Here is a 15,828-nt window from a genome sequence, read left to right as displayed (position 1 = left end):
TGTGTACCTCTTTTGGATATTGAATTTTTACCACAGGCAATTAACTGAGATAACTTCTATGATCAAGTTAAATAATTTGTAAAACAACCAATGTCATATCATCAGTGTTTTGCCTATCAGCACCAATGAATAGCTGCACTTGGTCAAACAGATAATCTACAATTTCTTGGGGGCCATTGCAGTATTTACAAGCGGTGCTAAAGCAACTAATAAAATTGTCCTCGTCGAAGCGATCGCCCCCAGCCGAAGCTGCATCGGTTAAACCATCGGTATAATATATTATGGTGTCCCCTGGTTCTAACTGTGCCTGAGCATCTTCATATTGACTATTGGCATCTAAACCAATCAACATCCCTAAAGTATCTAATCTACTGACTGTTTTCGTCGCTGCGTGCCACCATAAAGGGGGATTATGGGCCGCATTACTGTAAGACAAAATTCGAGTTTGGGGATTATATTCTGAGTAAAATAACGTGATAAAGCGATGGGAATTTTCCAAATCTGCATACATGACTCGATTCAAATTTTGTAAAATTCCCGCCGGTGAATTACCATGTAATACTTCACCCCGTAGCATTCCCCGCATCATCGTCATAATCAAACCTGCGGGAACACCTTTACCCATCACATCCCCAATTACTAAACCCCAACTAACCTCATCTGCACTAGCAGAATTATTTGCTCGTAATTGATTGTGATTAGTGGAAATAAAGTCATAATAATCCCCACCCACACGGTTAGCTGGTTTACAACGTGCAGCTAATGTCACACCAGGAATACTTGGACATTGACGGGGTAAAAGTCGGCGTTGAATTTCTGCACCAATTTCTAATTCTTGATCGAGACGTTCTTTCTTTCTCAGTTCAACTGCCAGTTCATCATTTTCAATTGCCACTGCGGTTTGGTCTGCAACCAACCTGACTAATTTTTGTCGAGTTTCCGTCCAACTATATTCTGGGTCACGACTTAAAACATACAACCAACCTCTTTCTGTATGTTTCACTAAAATTGCTGTTCCAAATATTTGCACATCTGGCCCTAAATATTGGTGCATTTGATCATCTAAAATACCTGGGGATGTAGCGAGGGGAACAGAATTAGGTAAAAGTGTAATTTGACTTGTAGCTGTTTCTAAAGCTTTTCTAATATTTTTTCGTTGTTGACTATCTTGCCAATGTAACTGTTCTAGGCGAATTTGACCGTTAGGTTTGTAGAGAAAAAGAGCGCTACCATCTGCATCTGTCACTCTGGTAGCCATCAAGGGAATAAGTTCTAAAAACTGATTTAAATTATTAAAACTTCTGAGGGCAAATCCTAAAGAACTAAGTAAATCTTGAATTTTATTTTGTTCCCGGTGCAGTCTAGCCACAAGTTCTTTGAGCGCCACAACTGGCGTGACATCTGTTGCGGCGTTACTATTACTGTCAGTTGAGTGAGAAGGAACTTGAGACACGGGTAGAAATAATAAAGATTAAGTAAATTTATGATATTTTATAAATCTTTCCCCTTTCCCATCGCTCAATCATATTCGACAAGATTAGTGATTTTAGCAAGAGTAGAAAGACGGAGGACTTATTTTGTATAAGTATTACATTTACTGATTGTATTTTCTGCAAATTCCTCAAATTTGCATTTATGTCTTTTTTATTTCAAAATCACCTATTGGCAGTCGGTAATTTTAATGATATGTTGGAAGGTTTTTCATTTTTTCATAACTGATTTAGCAATTCCTATATCTGGAGAAATATAAACTTGTTAGGCAGCAAAATTACCTCTCATCCTTCTAGAGTAGCTATTGCCTGTCATCTGTAAAGAAGAAACAAGTCTTTGGAGATAGTTTCTTTGACAAGTTGACTATATTTAGCAATAAGCTATGAAACCACAAATTTCATACCTGTAAAACTAAGGAAGTTAAAATGGGAGATAAACATTTAACTTGTATACCATAAATTTTTCAAAAATTCGCTTTCATAGTTTTTTTCTATCTATAGCCTCTATATCCGCAAAGTTGGAGGCTGCAACCTCACACTTTGTATTGGTTGGAGAGGGGCAAATGAAAAAGCCTAACAGTTATAGCAGGTGACAGGTAACATGTGAGCCAGAAACCCCTATGAGCTACTGGCCTTCGCGTAGCGTGCCGGAGGCATTATCCGAAGGGGTGACAGTGCTCAAAGCCTTTGGGTGTCTGAGCTTTAGTTTTAGTTACTGTCCTAACTGCTGTGTTTACGGCTATAACTGTTAGGCTTTAATTCGTGGGCTAACTGAAGAAACTAGCCACTCAATAAGGCTTCAGTGAATTCATAACTAGAAAATGGGCGGAGGTCTTCGATTCCTTCTCCCGCACCTATAAAGCGGATAGGTAAGCCTAATTGTTGAACTACTGCTAGGGCTACTCCTCCTTTGGCCGTACCGTCTAGCTTAGTTAAAACTACGCCACTGAGTTGGGCTGCTTGGGAAAAGACTTCTGCTTGACGTAGACCGTTTTGCCCCAAGGTAGCATCTAGGACTAATAATGACTCAATATGAGCATCCGGCGCTTTTTTATCAATGATTTTGCGAACTTTACTCAGTTCATCCATTAAGTTTTTCTTGTTTTGCAGCCTTCCTGCTGTATCAACTAGCAGTAACTCTGTTTGTCGGGACTGGGCTGCTGTAATGGCATCAAATACCACTGCGGCAGGGTCTGTGTTTTTGCCTGGGTTGGCAATGACTTCGACTCCGCTTCTACTACCCCAGACTTTCACCTGTTCAACTGCGGCAGCCCGGAAGGTATCTGCTGCCCCAATTAGACATTTATAGCCGGATTTTTGGGCTAAATGAGCTAGTTTACCGATGGTTGTGGTTTTACCTGCACCATTTACCCCCGTGATTAACCAAATATTGAGGGTGTCTTTGGTGGGAGCAAAGTTTACTTTTGATGATGCTTTGATCGGCTGATCTAGCATATCGCGAATAATTTCTTTCAGGTAGGCGATCGCTTGCTCTGGTGGTGTTACCTCATCTCTGAGCTTTTTCTGTAGGGCAGTAATAATCAAGTCTGTGGCTTCTACACCCACATCTGCTTGCAGCAACAGTGCTTCAATTTCCGTCACTGCTGCTTGATTGAGAGGCCCTTGACCAACAACTGCTTTCAGTTGGTTGAGGAAATTCCGGCGAGTTTTATCTAAACCTTGACGTAGCTTTTTCAGCCAATTAATTTCTTCTATAGAAATATCTTCTGCTTTTCTACCTTGGGCAGCTAAAACTTCTGTTGACCATACAAACCCTTCATCAAATGCTACTTCCTCAACATCAGCTTCTGCAACATCAGCTTCTGCAACTGATGTTTCTGGACTCACAGCCACAGGTTCTATGGTTTCTACTTCTGGCTGTGCAACATCAATGGCATTGGCAATTAATCTTTCCTGTTTAGCTTCTCTTTCTGCTGCTGCCCGTTCTAAAAAAGATAAGGTAGCTGGGGCTTGAGTTGGCGTAACAACATCTTGATTTTCTGCTTCTTTCGTAGCTTCTACTACAGTTTCCACTGGTGCAGGTTCTTCCGTCACCGCACTCACTTCTAACTCAGGAGTTGGGGTTTCTGGAGTGGTATCAGTTGTAGTTTCTGCTGTGACAGCTTCTGTAACAACTTCTGGTGTTGGTTCTGTTTCTGGTTGAGGAACATCTTCCGTTTCAGTGGCTTGCTGTTTCTGCTGAATATTTTTGTAAGCAGCTTTAGCAAATGCCAACATATCCGCCGTATCGATTGCAGGTTCTGGGGCAGCTTCTGGTTGGGCAGTTTCTGAAGACTGAGTTTCCCCCTGGGACTGTTGTTCAGGGGTGTTGGAGGAATTTTCTTGACGACGGAACCAATTAAAAGCCATTGCAGAAGTTTAAGTTTTGATGAAAGTTATTTGTATAGTAATTGTCCAATAAGTCTAGGTTAATTCGGCATTTCTGATAGTTTCACCTGGGACAGCTATAGTTCTACCTTCATGCAGGTTGTTTTTGCTCTGTCACGCGACGGAGAACACCATTAATAAAGCGATGTCCGTCTTCTCCACTGTAGCGTTTTGCTAACTCTACTGCTTCATTGATGGCTATGCTGGCTGGTACGCCCATGAAATTCATTTCTGCCACAGCTATTTGTAAAATATCTCTGTCAATTTGTGCCAATCGGGTGACTTGCCAATCAACTAAAGCACCAGAAATCATTTGGTCAATGACGCTGCGGTTTTCGTTTACAGAAATCACGATCGCTTTAGCATAGTTACGGACTTCTTTATCTTGATTGGCTAGTTGAATCAATTCGGGAAAGTCAACAGATGTACCCAATTGATTAATGGCTGTTTGGGTATAGTTGATCGCTTCTTTGAGCATGGTTCTAGCTGTATTCAGGTCTGAGGCCCTAGTTTCGCTACTCAGAAGGCGATCGTTACTACGTTGTAGTTCTGCCGCAGCGTTGTCTAAAGTATCTTGGACTTCCGTGGTCAGGGTGCGGACTGCTCCCAATACTAGCTTTGATACCAACTGCTCATCTGATAATTTTTCTAATTTTTTGGGGTTGACTGGCAGCTGACTTAAGCTCAGAAGTGCCAATTCACGGGCTATTTGTTGGGGTTTACGAGGTTGCATAATAGTAGGAAAAATGAGATCAGAAATAATTAACTAGAACAGACAAGCTTATCAATTGTCACACAAGTTAAACAACAAGCTTATTCATTAACTGATAACTTTGTCAGTATAATTTTCAATTTCTTCCACTGCCACTACCTGTGGTTGGCTTTCTAGTACAGGTACGGTAGTTGTGAAGGAGATGGAGGAGAGGGAAGTATTAGGGGCAACGATACCACCAGAGACAATGATTTTAAAGGCATCCTCAATGGATAAGTTTAAGTTGATTACTTCCTCTTCCGGGACTACTGCATACCATCCTGTGGTAGGGTTGGGTGTAGTAGGAATAAACACGCTCAAAACAGGACGGGAGAGTTGAGTTTGAATTTCACTACTCATGGCTCCAGTCACAAATGCGATCGCCCACATGCCTCGACGTGGATATTCAACTAGCACCACACGGCGAAATTTCCCGTTAGAATCTTTGAGTAATGTTTCTAGTAGCTGTTTGAGGGTTTTATAGACTTGACCCGCTAAGGGGATAGCCTGTAATAACTGCTCACCTACATCTAGCAACCAACGTCCAGCGATATTCCGTGCCATCAAGCCAATTAACAGAATACTGAACAGTGGCACAGCCAATCCCACTAACAGATTCAAAAAATTGACTAAAATCGGGTTTAAACCATCAAAGGGATTCAGTTGTTTGGGAACTTGAGTGAGAAAGTCAATTACCCAATTAGCGACAGTTATTGTTAACCAAATCGTGGTAGCCAGGGGAATTACCACTAATAAACCAGCAATCAGGTCATTTTTTAAGTCCTGTTTCAAGCGCTCAATGACCAAAGCCTGATTCTCCTTTTTTAGGCTAGTAAAACTTTGATGATTAGTATCCATAAACCCATGGGGTGATCCCAAATCCGAAATTCATCGATTTTATAGACCTCGGCCAAATGAGATGGCAGTTACTGAATTTTTAATAATGTTACTTTTCTTTGTAATAGCTGTGAATGATTATTGCAATTTTGAGGTGTAATACTAATACTACCGCGCCCTTGCACTAGATGGTAATCAATCTGTGGCACCGATTAAAAAGCCTGGAGACTAGTGTTGACAAGCAACTAACCTAGCTTTCCCCAGGAATTATAGTAATAAAAACTTTTGTTAAGAAAATTAAGCTTATGAACAGATCATGTTTAGTGAATTACCCATGATGCTTTCATCTGTGCGGAGATAGAGGCTTTATTTTAGCTGTCCTTCTCCCACCAGCACTTTCGTCTCTAACTCAGGTGTAGGAAGATGCTTCATTTCCCAAGCCTTGAGCAAAATCAGGTATTCATAAAATGTCTGCAAAGTACACCAAGCTAAACCTGCACGTCCATCTAAACAACCACCCAAGAAGAAATACATATAAAGGAAGCGGAGTAAGGGTCTACCTGGTAGACGCAAAGACAAGTCTTTTAGCGCACGACGTTTTTCTACCTCGGATTTGCCGAAAAATAAGTTGAGCCAATTCACCTTACCATTTTCTAGCTGATGCAATGTTTCTCTAGCTTCATCTGTAGAATAACGGTTGTGTTTTTCAATCCAGCGACTCAAGCCTTTGCTACAAGTGTAATGGGGATAGTTTTCTTTTAAAAAGCCTGTTACACCTTCACATACTTCTCGTTCTGTGTGACCATAGTCATCGAACCAGACTTTACCATGACGGAAAAGGCGTAACTGGTAACGCGGATATTGGGTGCTATAACGAATCCAACGATTCATAAACATCACTTTTTCCGCGACGTAATAGGAATTAAAATTGGGGTCTTTGGTAGCGGCTACACATTCAGCAAACAACTCTGGTGTCATTCTTTCGTCTGCTTCCAGAATGTAAACCCATTCGTATTTGGGTGGAATCGACTCCAGCATCCAGGTGCGTTGACGACCGTGACTTTCAAAGGCGTGTTGGACAAACCGCACTGGGTAAAGACTGGCAATTTCAGCAGTGCGATCGCTACTAAAAGAGTCTACTACAATGATATCGTCTGATAGCATCGCTGACTCAATACAAGCGGCGATATCCAGTTCTTCGTTATAGGTCAATATGTAAATTGAAATCATCGGCAAGTCTATATGGATTTACTTAATGTGAAAATCTTGCGAATTTAAGTCCAGAAACAGCCCCAAATATGTGGTATAAAAATTGTCAAAATATTTAAATGTAAATTCTACTTTTGGATAGACCAAGAGAACATATCCTCACGCAAAAATACTTTTCACCTTGTTTCCTGTTCTCTCTGGCTGCTATATTTCTAATCTTCAAATCACAAACAAGGAGTGGCAGCAGGATTATAATTAACAAATCAATTGTCCATCCTCACTGCCAGATTAATATTGACCTAACGTACTGGCACCTTACGTTTACCACCACCACCTTGGAGAATACCCAGGCTTCTGAGTCCAGTCCAACCAATCACAATAAAACCAATAGACAATAACAAACTACTAACACCAATTCGCAATTCCTTGGAAGCATCTTCCTGAGTTTGTTTTATTCTTTGTTCTTTTTGGGTACGAACTTGGGTAATACGTTGTTGTGCTAATTGGTTTGGTTCAGTTTGCTTGGCGATAAAATCATCCAAGGCTTTGGGATTAGTTTTATACTGCTTGAGTAGCTCTTTTTGCTCCGCAGGGATTTGATTATTTTGGAGCGCCTGATTATATTTTTGCTCATCCCTGACCAATTCATCCAATTGACCAGCCAATTGTTCTTTCAGCGCAGCACGTTGCCTATCCAAAGCAACCTTGACCTGATCATTACTACCCAATTGTGTTTGAAATTGAGCTAATTGGTTGTTAACTTGTCTTTCTAGCTGATCTGCTTCCTGGTTGATTCTGGTTAATGTCTGACCTTTAACTTGGTTGACGTTATTCAGATGTAGTGGAAAAATCAACAAAAACATTAGACCTAAAACACTGGATAAGATAAAAGCTGGTAATTTCAGGTCTAGACCTGGTGAACGACCAGTATCACTATTGTTCTCAATCCAATCACCAGCTAACAGAATTGCCAAGCCCACCATTGGCACAATGCCTCTTTCTACCAAATTTCTGCCCAGGCTAATTTGCCATAATTGGTTGGTGGGCTGGAAAGGGAACAATAAGAACAAAAAGTCAAGTAAAAAGGATAACAAGCAGATTATCCCTACTATCTTTAAAGATAGGGTGACGCTAGAGGGAACAGAACGATTAACCATTTTTTTTCAAATTAGTTCTCAATAAATATAGATTGCCATATTTAAAGTTACTTGAATATTGTTACCACAACCGTGGGTATTATGCAGAACATCAAAGATAAATTCATAAATACCGCGATTAAATTTGACAAATCATTACATTTACAAGGTATTAATGAATAAATTAAGTACAAAAAAATACACTAACGCTATTATCCCATCTCAGTGAAATAACAAAATAGGAAATTGTTGTGTAGACTACGTTATCTTGGTGGACATTTTCTTAACTAGAAGCAATTTGCTCCCAAACATAGATATCCTCTGGTCTGTCAACATCACTTAAAGGCGTTAAGTATGCGAGAGACAAATTTTGTTGATGAGCAGTTGCCACTGTTTGTGTGAAGACTTGAGCAGTTCCCCATTCAATGTTGAAAAACAACTCTGGGATTGCTTGCTTTAAGCCAATTAAGTAATAACCTCCATCTAGAGCAGGCCCAAGGACTACATCTACAGATTTTAATTGCTCAAAAGCTGTAGATAAAATTTTTGCATTGATACCAGGACAGTCAGTACCAATTATAACCACTTTTGATGCACCTCTGTGTAAAGCCTCTGTTAGCGATCGCACCATTTTCTGTCCTAAATTTCCTTCCCCTTGCACAGAGTAAGTCCAATGTGAACCTAACCAAGCCTGTATTAGTTCCAGACTACCACCGACAAAGCGCACTTCCCCAGATACCAGGAAATCTGTTTGCAATTCCTGCACCTGTTTCAGGGTATGTTCGGTCATCAATTTGTGTAAATTAGCAGCACCAATTTCTCCCAACAAGGGAATTATTCGAGTTTTTGTAGTTCCTGGTTCTGGATAACGAGTAAAAATAATTACGTGATTTTTTTGTAAATTTTCGTCAGAATTTACCACTCAATTCTCAATTTAAGATTTAGATATATACTTTTATTCCTAGCAAGTGGTGGGCTGTAACACCCACCGTTCATAATTCCCGCAGTTTTTGTGAGATTTTCTCGCTAAATCAAGGTTTTTGATTAAGTTTGCAAATAACCAAAGGTAAACAGTTGTTTCTTTTCGTCATCACAACATGGTTGAATGATACCAATATGACAAAAAGTACGTAAAATCAGGTATTCCCAACCACCGAAATTACCTGATGCCTGCCTTGAATATTCTGAATAAGTCAACCCTAGAATTAGGGTTGCTTTGGTCAAGAAGATTTAGAAATGGTTGAGGTTGATACCAGCTTCTTTGGCCATTGCTTCTATACCTTTGATTTCCAAGGTTTTGATAGCCTTGGTAGATAGCTTTAGTTTTACCCAACGATTACCACCGGGCCACCAAATCCGCTTGGTTTGTAAGTTAGCGTGTTGTAAACGCTTGGTACGACGATGGGAGTGGGAAATGCTGAAAGCATTATTAGCTTTTTTGCCGGTGAGTTGACAACGACGGGACATTGCAAATATCTCCAGTTTACTATTTAGGTACAACCTTTCTATTTTATCGGCACTTGCTATATACTCCACATCTTTTCCAAAATTACAGGTAACAGGTGACAGGTGATAGGTGACAGTATGAGTTATTTTCTACTGCTGTACACTTCTCTTTCCTGTCTCTACTACCTTATTCAGAGATGGAATTGTCAATTACCAGATTTGTAATAGCTTCAAGGTTTAGAAAAACCAACCGTAGGAGTGTAAACCTTTACCTAAAAGATTGACTCCCAGATAGCAAACCCAAACAATGGCAAAACCAGCAGATGCTAAAATAGCAGGTCTGCGACCTTGCCAACCACGAGTGATTCTTGCGTGTAGGTAAGCTGCAAAGACTAACCAAGTAATTAATGCCCAAGTTTCTTTCGGGTCCCAACTCCAGTAAGAACCCCAGGCTTCATTAGCCCAAACAGCACCAGCAATAATACCAATGGTGAGGAGAGGAAATCCTAAACCAATAATGCGGTAACTGATGTTATCTAGTGTTTCTGCCAAGTTGAGACGTTGGGGTGACAGGGTTGGGGAAGTGGAAATTTGAGATTGGGAATTAGTAACAGTGGTGTTAACCAAATCTAATACAGCAATTCCATTTCCGTTGTTGTTACTCTCCACACGAGCATAGCCGTTGTTTTCTACTGGGGGTGTGATGGGTTGAGTAACTAATTCTCCAGCTTTGTGGAGTTTGTAACCGTTGCTGCGATAGCCACCGGTACCAACGGAACTACCCTGTAATTGAATATTTTGACCACGAGTGACAATTAAAAAAGCGATCGCTAGGAGAGAACCAACCATTAAGGCCGCATAACTCAACATCATTACACTGACGTGCATCATCAGCCAATTGGATTTGAGTGCAGGTACTAGAGGTTCTGCTACTTGCATGTCTGATGGTAGGGTCAGAGTCGCAAAAGCGGTGATACTCATAGCCACGGGAGCAGTTACAACCCCTACTAAGCGACTACGACTGTTATATTCTGCAATTAGATGGATGGCGGTAATTCCCCAAGTCAGGAAAAATAAAGATTCATAGAGATTACTCAGGGGAAAATAGCCAGCTTCTATCCATCTGGCTCCTAGTAAAGTAGCAATACACAAATTAGCGATCGCCATTCCAGCTGTACCCAAAGCTGCTGTTGCGGGTAAATTTGGAAAAGCTGCCCCTAGCCAATACACCAGCATTGTACAGAAAAGGACGGCAAACGAGGCATTATCTAGCCAATTCTGGAGTACAACCAGATTCATAAAACAGTTCTCCCCAGTGGATATTTGAAGATATCAATTCCGACTGTTTTGATCCTATCAAAAGGGGAGAGGAGTTCAGGAGTCAGTAGGGGCGGGTTTACAGATATCATCAACTATGAACGAGAATTTTGGTAAACCCGCCCGTACAGGAGTATGCCTACGGCAAGCTGCGCGAACAGGAGTATGGCTGCGGGCTGCGTCACATCTGCGGAATGTGGGTTTAAAAATGCCAGAATTCAGCAGCGATGGCATTAATTATTCTGTAACTCCTGCAACTTCTGTAACTTCTGTCTTCTTCTTTCTGCCTCCTATTGGCTATTTTTCTTGAGTGTGATGAAAATGTCGTAGCGGTTGCTGTGTTTGTCGTTGACGGCGGTTGTTACTCCTATGGTGCGTGTTGCAGCTAGTAGGTTTTTTTGATTGGGAAGTAGCGTATTGAGACTAAAGCTGTTGACGGCTTTGTCTACATCTAAGAAAAATTGACTGTTGGGATGATTGATTTCTGTTGGTACTGTTTGCTGAAAGGGTTGAGTGCTAGCTAGGGTGGTGCTGGGTTGAGAAATGATTTTTTCGCTGACGGGAGCACCTAATGTAAAAAAGGCAACATCTCCATCTAACCAGCCGCGAGTTGCTGTGAGAGTCCCAAATGGTGCAATCCAGTTAATGACTGGTTTACCACCTACTGTAGCTGGTTGGATTTGAAATTGGTATTGACTTTTCATCGCCTCATCTAGCTTTTGCAGGGCATTTTCTGCGATTTGGCGATCGCTCACCTGTACCATTAATGCTAAACCTGCACGGAAGTTTTCAGCGTTTTCATTTTGGGTGATATTGGGAATGACGGATACGGAAAATTCTCCTTTCATCCAACTGAGCAAATCCTGTTCTAAATCCAGATTGGTCAGTGATTTCACACCTTGACGTAGTTGTTCTGGAGGAAGTGGTGATAAAGGATTTCCTTGAGAAGTAGAAACATAATCTCCCCACAGTCTTTGTAAATTACTACCAGAAAGCATCATTAAGGTTTCCCCTGGTAGGCGGTTTTGCATATTGCCCGCTTTGTTTTCTACCGCTAAAACTTTTTGGCTATTGGGGTTTAACCAGGAAACTCCTTTAATCCGCATTCCTTCTGGTTCTAGGGTGACAGTTCCCCCTAAACCTTGGTTATTTTGGAGTTGTGTTAAAACTTGAGCGGGTAAAGCCCGATTGGGAGCAGAGGTGGCGATGCGTGCTGCTAAGGGTAAGTTGACGTAAAACTGAGCGAAAGGTTGATAGCTAGAGAGTTTGGAGAAATTGTCAGCAAAACCTGGGCTATTAGCTAGAGATACTTTATTTTTATAGGCATCAATGGCTCTTTCTGTGATTTGAGGACTATCGGCAATCACTAAAAATCGTTCGTCAATTAATGCGGCGGAAATTTTTCCGTCTTTTTGACCTTCAGCTTGTTTAATGGTGATGCCTTGATAGGTGCGGTCAACCCATTGACCTTGTTTAAGGGCTTTTGGCTGGGCTAAGATACTTTTTGCACTTTGGATATTTTTGATGGGCATAACCATCATCATGGACTGCCCAGAGTTTGCCTCAGTGCTATTGGGGGTAGAGGGAGGAGCTAGCATAGCAATGGTGACAGCATCCCCTACCCAAGGCTGAATATCTGTTTGGAAGTTATAGCCGTTATCAGTGAGAAAGCGATCGCCAAAGGTCTTTTGCAAGCGATCGCGCCATTGGGTGAGATTCTTATCTAACTCCCCTTGAGTTTCTGGTGTGCCAAACTTCCGCAATTGCTGCCATTGTTTAGGGTCTGTAGAGAGAGAAACTGCAAATAAGGCATCTTGGGGAATCATATTTACCCCCACAGGCAAATCTCTCGATAATGGTTGTCCTTGAGTAAACAGCCGATATGCTGGTATGCCTATACAAATTAACAATCCAGCAGTCGAGAGCGTCACCGCTAGTGACGACGGTTTCTGATTGTTCTCTTTCTTCACAGCAGACACAACAGGTAGTGCCATTTAAATATATACCTAAATAATTGCCAACAAATTACTTGCTTGATTTGCCTAGTCTGATTGAAGGTTGAAACTTCACCAAGACAGCAAACTAGCTCAATTTATTTACCCTGAGTCTCTTGGTTACTGCGTTAATAACCTGCAATTAACTTTTAGAAAAACAAGGTGCTTGTAGTCAGTTACCTTTTCTAGCATGGTTTATAGAATTTAGCAGGTAAATCAACACAAAAGACTCTACCTGAAATCAGGTGACAGGGAAGAGATGACAGATTTTTGATTGAATTTGTCTATCAACAACCCAAAATCCTAACTCTCAAATTTATTCCACGTCTATGGCTGAGGAGTCACCAAAATATCTATCCTGGAAAACCCATAAATATACTTATAGACCAATAAAGTTCAAGTCAAAAACATCAATTATGTAGGTTGGTTTGACCCAAGGAATCCCAACATGATCAATGCTGCTGTTGTTGGTTAGCGCGATCGCTTAACCCATGTATTTACTGATAGACATTGTACAACCTATACAAAATATGGCAAAGACCTGGTGTGTTGACACTTTCCCGGCTAAAGGTGAGGAGATTCTACATATCGCTGTTGTAAGGGCGGGTTTACAGAGATTTGTATCTTTCCACACAGAATATCGGTAAACCCGCCCCTACTCTTAAATACTTCAAATACCAAATTAAAAATTGTGTTTATTTTTCCATTCTCTTAATCATCTGCACTCAAATGGGTAGCACCCAAATATTTTGTTAAATAAGGCGAAAATACTTCATAAATTAATGTTAAAGGCTGTCCGTGATGCCAAAACAAATAGTGGCGACCCCAGAACGGCCCAGGCTGATTAAATCCTGCCTCTAATGCTGGAGAATCACCGTAATAAATTCCCCGAATATCTCGATATAATTCTGTACGAATCCGGGCTAAACTGGCCCAAATTGGTAAAGAACGATTCTGTAAATATTCGTCTACGTGGCTAGCTTCCCACCATGAGGTAGCATAGCCCAATCTTTGACCAGAGGCAGTCCTTAGCCATACCTGTCGTCGCAATCTTGGCCCTGCTACGGCTTGAATTAGATCGGGCGCACCATCTAAATTCGAGCCAATTAAAGACATATCAATCACATCAACTTCTATCGGCTCACCTGTCAATAGTTGCAGGTGTCTGGTTGGGGAACCGTCGCCTAAAAGTAGCAATTGCCAAGCTGGAGCTAACTGGGTATGTGGTAAACTCTGCTGAATCACCTCCTCCCCTCCTTGCCAAATTGGGTTGAGGCGATACCAAGCACTTGGCAGTGTTAAGTTGTTGGTTGGCGTAACTGTACTAGTCAATTTTCTTTACAAAAGTTCACCTATCTCTATGAAAGCACAAAAAATAAACCCTCAGCTACTAGCCGAGGGATATGTCATGTGATGAATTGATTAAATGGAATAAAAAAGCGGGAAAGATTTGGCATCTTTTGGTTTTACGTACACTCGCTCCTGTGGTTCCAAATTTAGCTCATCAAAGCGATCGCGTGTCAAATGTGCCATGACGAATTGTCCATCATCTAAGGTGAGTTCGACTTGAATTTCCCAACCTAAATGAATGACTCTGCTTACTGTTGCAGATGTTGTCGCACCGTTAGCGATTTTTTCCACGATTACGTCTTGGGGACGCAAGAATACTTCTGGATTGGGTGAGTCAAAACCGGTGCTTTGGAAAATTTTGGAAGAACTGGGTAAAACGTTGACTGGGCCAATAAAGCTCATGACAAAAGCCGAAGCTGGGCGATCGTAAATTTCTGCTGGTGTCCCAATTTGTTCTACTTTTCCTTGATTCATCACTACTAGTTCGTCAGCCACTTCCATTGCTTCTTCCTGGTCATGGGTAACGAAAACTGTGGTGACGTGAACTTCATCATGAAGACGACGTAACCAAGCCCGTAAATCTTTTCTAACTTTGGCATCTAATGCGCCAAATGGCTCATCCAATAATAGTACGTTGGGTTCTACTGCCAATGCTCTGGCTAGGGCTACCCGTTGTCTTTGTCCACCAGAAAGTTGGGAAGGATAGCGATCGCCGAGTCCATGCAACTGTACCAATTCTAGTAACTGCTCAACACGACCGGCTATTTTCTTTTTCGCTACTTTACGAATTTCTAAACCAAAGGCCACGTTTTGACGTACAGTTAAATGCTTAAATAAAGCATAATGCTGAAATACAAAGCCAATGTTTCTTTCTTGCACACTTTGGTGTGTTGCATCCTTGCCTGTGAGATAAATCTTACCGCTGTCTGGCATTTCTAAACCTGCTATTAACCGTAGCAGGGTAGATTTACCAGAACCAGAAGGCCCTAGTAGCGCCACTAGAGAACCACTTTTAATTTCCAGATTTACCTGCTCGACTGCTTGGAAACTACCAAATCGCTTAGAGACGTTTTCAACTACTATACCCACTGCTGCTATACCTCTGCCACTAATCTACGGCTTATAGCTAGGCTTACCGTGTTTTTATTTATATCATAAGATACTGGTTTGTGGATTAACTGAATTCCTAAAGATTTAAACATGATATTCGCTACTCTTAAATATTTATGTATAACAATGGAATTATTGGTTTTAAAATGCTGTATCCAGTAAATAGGAATAATTGAACGCAAATAACGGCAGATGAACACATATAACTGAAGATGTGATTTTTGGTTGATTTGATGTTTAACCGCCACAACCACCACAATCTAGAAAGCCACAGTCTAAGCCACTGCAATCCAATCCACTGCAATCAGCCTGGCTACAGTCAGCAATAATGTTAGCTACATCAGCACAATCACAACCTGCCTGAATAGCATCACAAGCGCAGTTAGTAGCACTTGAATTTTCTGGACAGGCATATTGAGCAGTAGGTTGATTTTTCTTTTGATCCTTGATGTCTTGGTTTTCCTCGGTTTCTTCTGGCGGTTCTAATTCTTCTGCTTGTGACCGGAGAATTAAGTTAGCTTGTTTACAGGCTTTGAATCTAGCCCGTGATTTGCGAAATGCTACATTTAAACCTTCTTGAGCAATAACCCGCTTGATGTATTGGGAGCAAGATTCACCACCATAAAACACACGGTGAGCACAACGAAAGCCTTTGTGAGGGGAAATATACCTTTGATATCCAGCGATCGCACTCACACCAATTTTTCTGGATAAGGAATCAACTAGAGAAATTTCCATCGCTGACCATGGGTGTCTTGTCATTTTAATTACCATCAATTATTATCTATTGACGAACAAGA

The 15,828-nt window shown here is 41.1% G+C and carries 14 protein-coding genes; 1 reads left to right on the top strand and 13 read right to left on the bottom strand.

The annotated features are described in order from the left end of the window. Positions 1-67: 67 nt before the first annotated feature. The 9 genes from H6G73_RS04155 to ccsB form a co-directional block, all read right to left on the bottom strand. On the bottom strand, positions 68-1,453 hold the full coding sequence (locus H6G73_RS04155; protein WP_190601691.1) for a PP2C family protein-serine/threonine phosphatase: 1,386 nt from the start codon (positions 1,451-1,453) through the stop codon (positions 68-70). A gap of 817 nt (positions 1,454-2,270) precedes the next feature. Next, positions 2,271-3,860: a signal recognition particle-docking protein FtsY gene (gene ftsY, locus H6G73_RS04150; protein ID WP_190601690.1), complete on the bottom strand. Its 1,590-nt coding sequence runs from the start codon at positions 3,858-3,860 to the stop codon at positions 2,271-2,273. A 109-nt stretch (positions 3,861-3,969) separates the two neighbouring features. Next, positions 3,970-4,611, bottom strand: coding sequence for a transcription antitermination factor NusB (gene nusB, locus H6G73_RS04145; protein WP_190601689.1), 642 nt, complete (start codon positions 4,609-4,611; stop codon positions 3,970-3,972). An 87-nt stretch (positions 4,612-4,698) separates the two neighbouring features. Next, positions 4,699-5,487, bottom strand: a complete 789-nt coding sequence (locus tag H6G73_RS04140; protein ID WP_190601688.1) for a DUF502 domain-containing protein — start codon at positions 5,485-5,487, stop codon at positions 4,699-4,701. A gap of 345 nt (positions 5,488-5,832) precedes the next feature. Further along, positions 5,833-6,696: a glycosyltransferase family 2 protein gene (locus tag H6G73_RS04135; protein ID WP_190601687.1), complete on the bottom strand. Its 864-nt coding sequence runs from the start codon at positions 6,694-6,696 to the stop codon at positions 5,833-5,835. A 278-nt stretch (positions 6,697-6,974) separates the two neighbouring features. Beyond that, entirely contained in the window at positions 6,975-7,832 is an 858-nt protein-coding gene (gene hpsJ-B, locus H6G73_RS04130) for a hormogonium polysaccharide biosynthesis protein HpsJ (RefSeq protein WP_190601686.1), read from the bottom strand. A 262-nt stretch (positions 7,833-8,094) separates the two neighbouring features. Beyond that, positions 8,095-8,733, bottom strand: a complete 639-nt coding sequence (locus H6G73_RS04125) for a TIGR04282 family arsenosugar biosynthesis glycosyltransferase (RefSeq protein ID WP_190601685.1) — start codon at positions 8,731-8,733, stop codon at positions 8,095-8,097. A 308-nt stretch (positions 8,734-9,041) separates the two neighbouring features. Continuing rightward, positions 9,042-9,278 carry a 50S ribosomal protein L28 gene (gene rpmB / locus H6G73_RS04120; protein ID WP_190601684.1) on the bottom strand — a complete coding sequence of 79 codons (237 nt, stop codon included), beginning with the start codon at positions 9,276-9,278 and terminating at the stop codon, positions 9,042-9,044. A gap of 216 nt (positions 9,279-9,494) precedes the next feature. Continuing rightward, positions 9,495-10,556 carry a c-type cytochrome biogenesis protein CcsB gene (gene ccsB, locus H6G73_RS04115; protein ID WP_190601683.1) on the bottom strand — a complete coding sequence of 354 codons (1,062 nt, stop codon included), beginning with the start codon at positions 10,554-10,556 and terminating at the stop codon, positions 9,495-9,497. A gap of 115 nt (positions 10,557-10,671) precedes the next feature. On the opposite strand from ccsB, the gene H6G73_RS04110 reads away from it, so the two are divergent. After that, positions 10,672-10,884: a hypothetical protein gene (locus H6G73_RS04110; protein WP_190601682.1), complete on the top strand. Its 213-nt coding sequence runs from the start codon at positions 10,672-10,674 to the stop codon at positions 10,882-10,884. Here the strand turns inward: H6G73_RS04110 and H6G73_RS04105 are convergent. From H6G73_RS04105 to yidD, 4 genes are all read right to left on the bottom strand, one after another. Beyond that, positions 10,865-12,568, bottom strand: a complete 1,704-nt coding sequence (locus H6G73_RS04105) for a DUF3352 domain-containing protein (RefSeq protein ID WP_190601681.1) — start codon at positions 12,566-12,568, stop codon at positions 10,865-10,867. The two genes, H6G73_RS04110 and H6G73_RS04105, sit on opposite strands and share 20 nt — an antisense overlap. 711 nt (positions 12,569-13,279) lie before the next feature. Then, a complete protein-coding gene (locus H6G73_RS04100; RefSeq protein WP_190601680.1) occupies positions 13,280-13,900 on the bottom strand; it encodes a chorismate lyase in 621 nt (206 codons plus the stop codon). 90 nt (positions 13,901-13,990) lie between these two features. Beyond that, the gene (locus H6G73_RS04095) at positions 13,991-15,007 is read right to left on the bottom strand and encodes a sulfate/molybdate ABC transporter ATP-binding protein (protein WP_190601679.1); all 1,017 of its coding nucleotides are present in this window, start codon (positions 15,005-15,007) and stop codon (positions 13,991-13,993) included. Positions 15,008-15,265: 258 nt separating this feature from the next. Next, the gene (yidD, locus tag H6G73_RS04090; protein WP_190601833.1) at positions 15,266-15,766 is read right to left on the bottom strand and encodes a membrane protein insertion efficiency factor YidD; all 501 of its coding nucleotides are present in this window, start codon (positions 15,764-15,766) and stop codon (positions 15,266-15,268) included. Positions 15,767-15,828 lie beyond the last annotated feature (62 nt).

The organism is Richelia sinica FACHB-800, assembly GCF_014698825.1.
In the GTDB taxonomy this organism is placed as follows: domain Bacteria; phylum Cyanobacteriota; class Cyanobacteriia; order Cyanobacteriales; family Nostocaceae; genus FACHB-800.
This window is presented reverse-complemented; position numbering and strand designations above follow the sequence as displayed.

Bases quoted from the DNA above. Each gene is read 5' to 3' on its own strand.
- ftsY (WP_190601690.1), bottom strand. From the start codon at position 3,860: ATGGCTTTTAATTGGTTCCGTCGTCAAGAAAATTCCTCCAACACCCCT.
- ccsB (WP_190601683.1), bottom strand. From the start codon at position 10,556: ATGAATCTGGTTGTACTCCAGAATTGGCTAGATAATGCCTCGTTTGCC.
- yidD (WP_190601833.1), bottom strand. From the start codon at position 15,766: ATGGAAATTTCTCTAGTTGATTCCTTATCCAGAAAAATTGGTGTGAGT.
- H6G73_RS04105 (WP_190601681.1), bottom strand. From the start codon at position 12,568: ATGGCACTACCTGTTGTGTCTGCTGTGAAGAAAGAGAACAATCAGAAA.
- H6G73_RS04110 (WP_190601682.1), top strand. From the start codon at position 10,672: ATGAACGAGAATTTTGGTAAACCCGCCCGTACAGGAGTATGCCTACGG.
- H6G73_RS04135 (WP_190601687.1), bottom strand. From the start codon at position 6,696: ATGATTTCAATTTACATATTGACCTATAACGAAGAACTGGATATCGCC.
- H6G73_RS04140 (WP_190601688.1), bottom strand. From the start codon at position 5,487: ATGGATACTAATCATCAAAGTTTTACTAGCCTAAAAAAGGAGAATCAG.
- rpmB (WP_190601684.1), bottom strand. From the start codon at position 9,278: ATGTCCCGTCGTTGTCAACTCACCGGCAAAAAAGCTAATAATGCTTTC.
- hpsJ-B (WP_190601686.1), bottom strand. From the start codon at position 7,832: ATGGTTAATCGTTCTGTTCCCTCTAGCGTCACCCTATCTTTAAAGATA.
- nusB (WP_190601689.1), bottom strand. From the start codon at position 4,611: ATGCAACCTCGTAAACCCCAACAAATAGCCCGTGAATTGGCACTTCTG.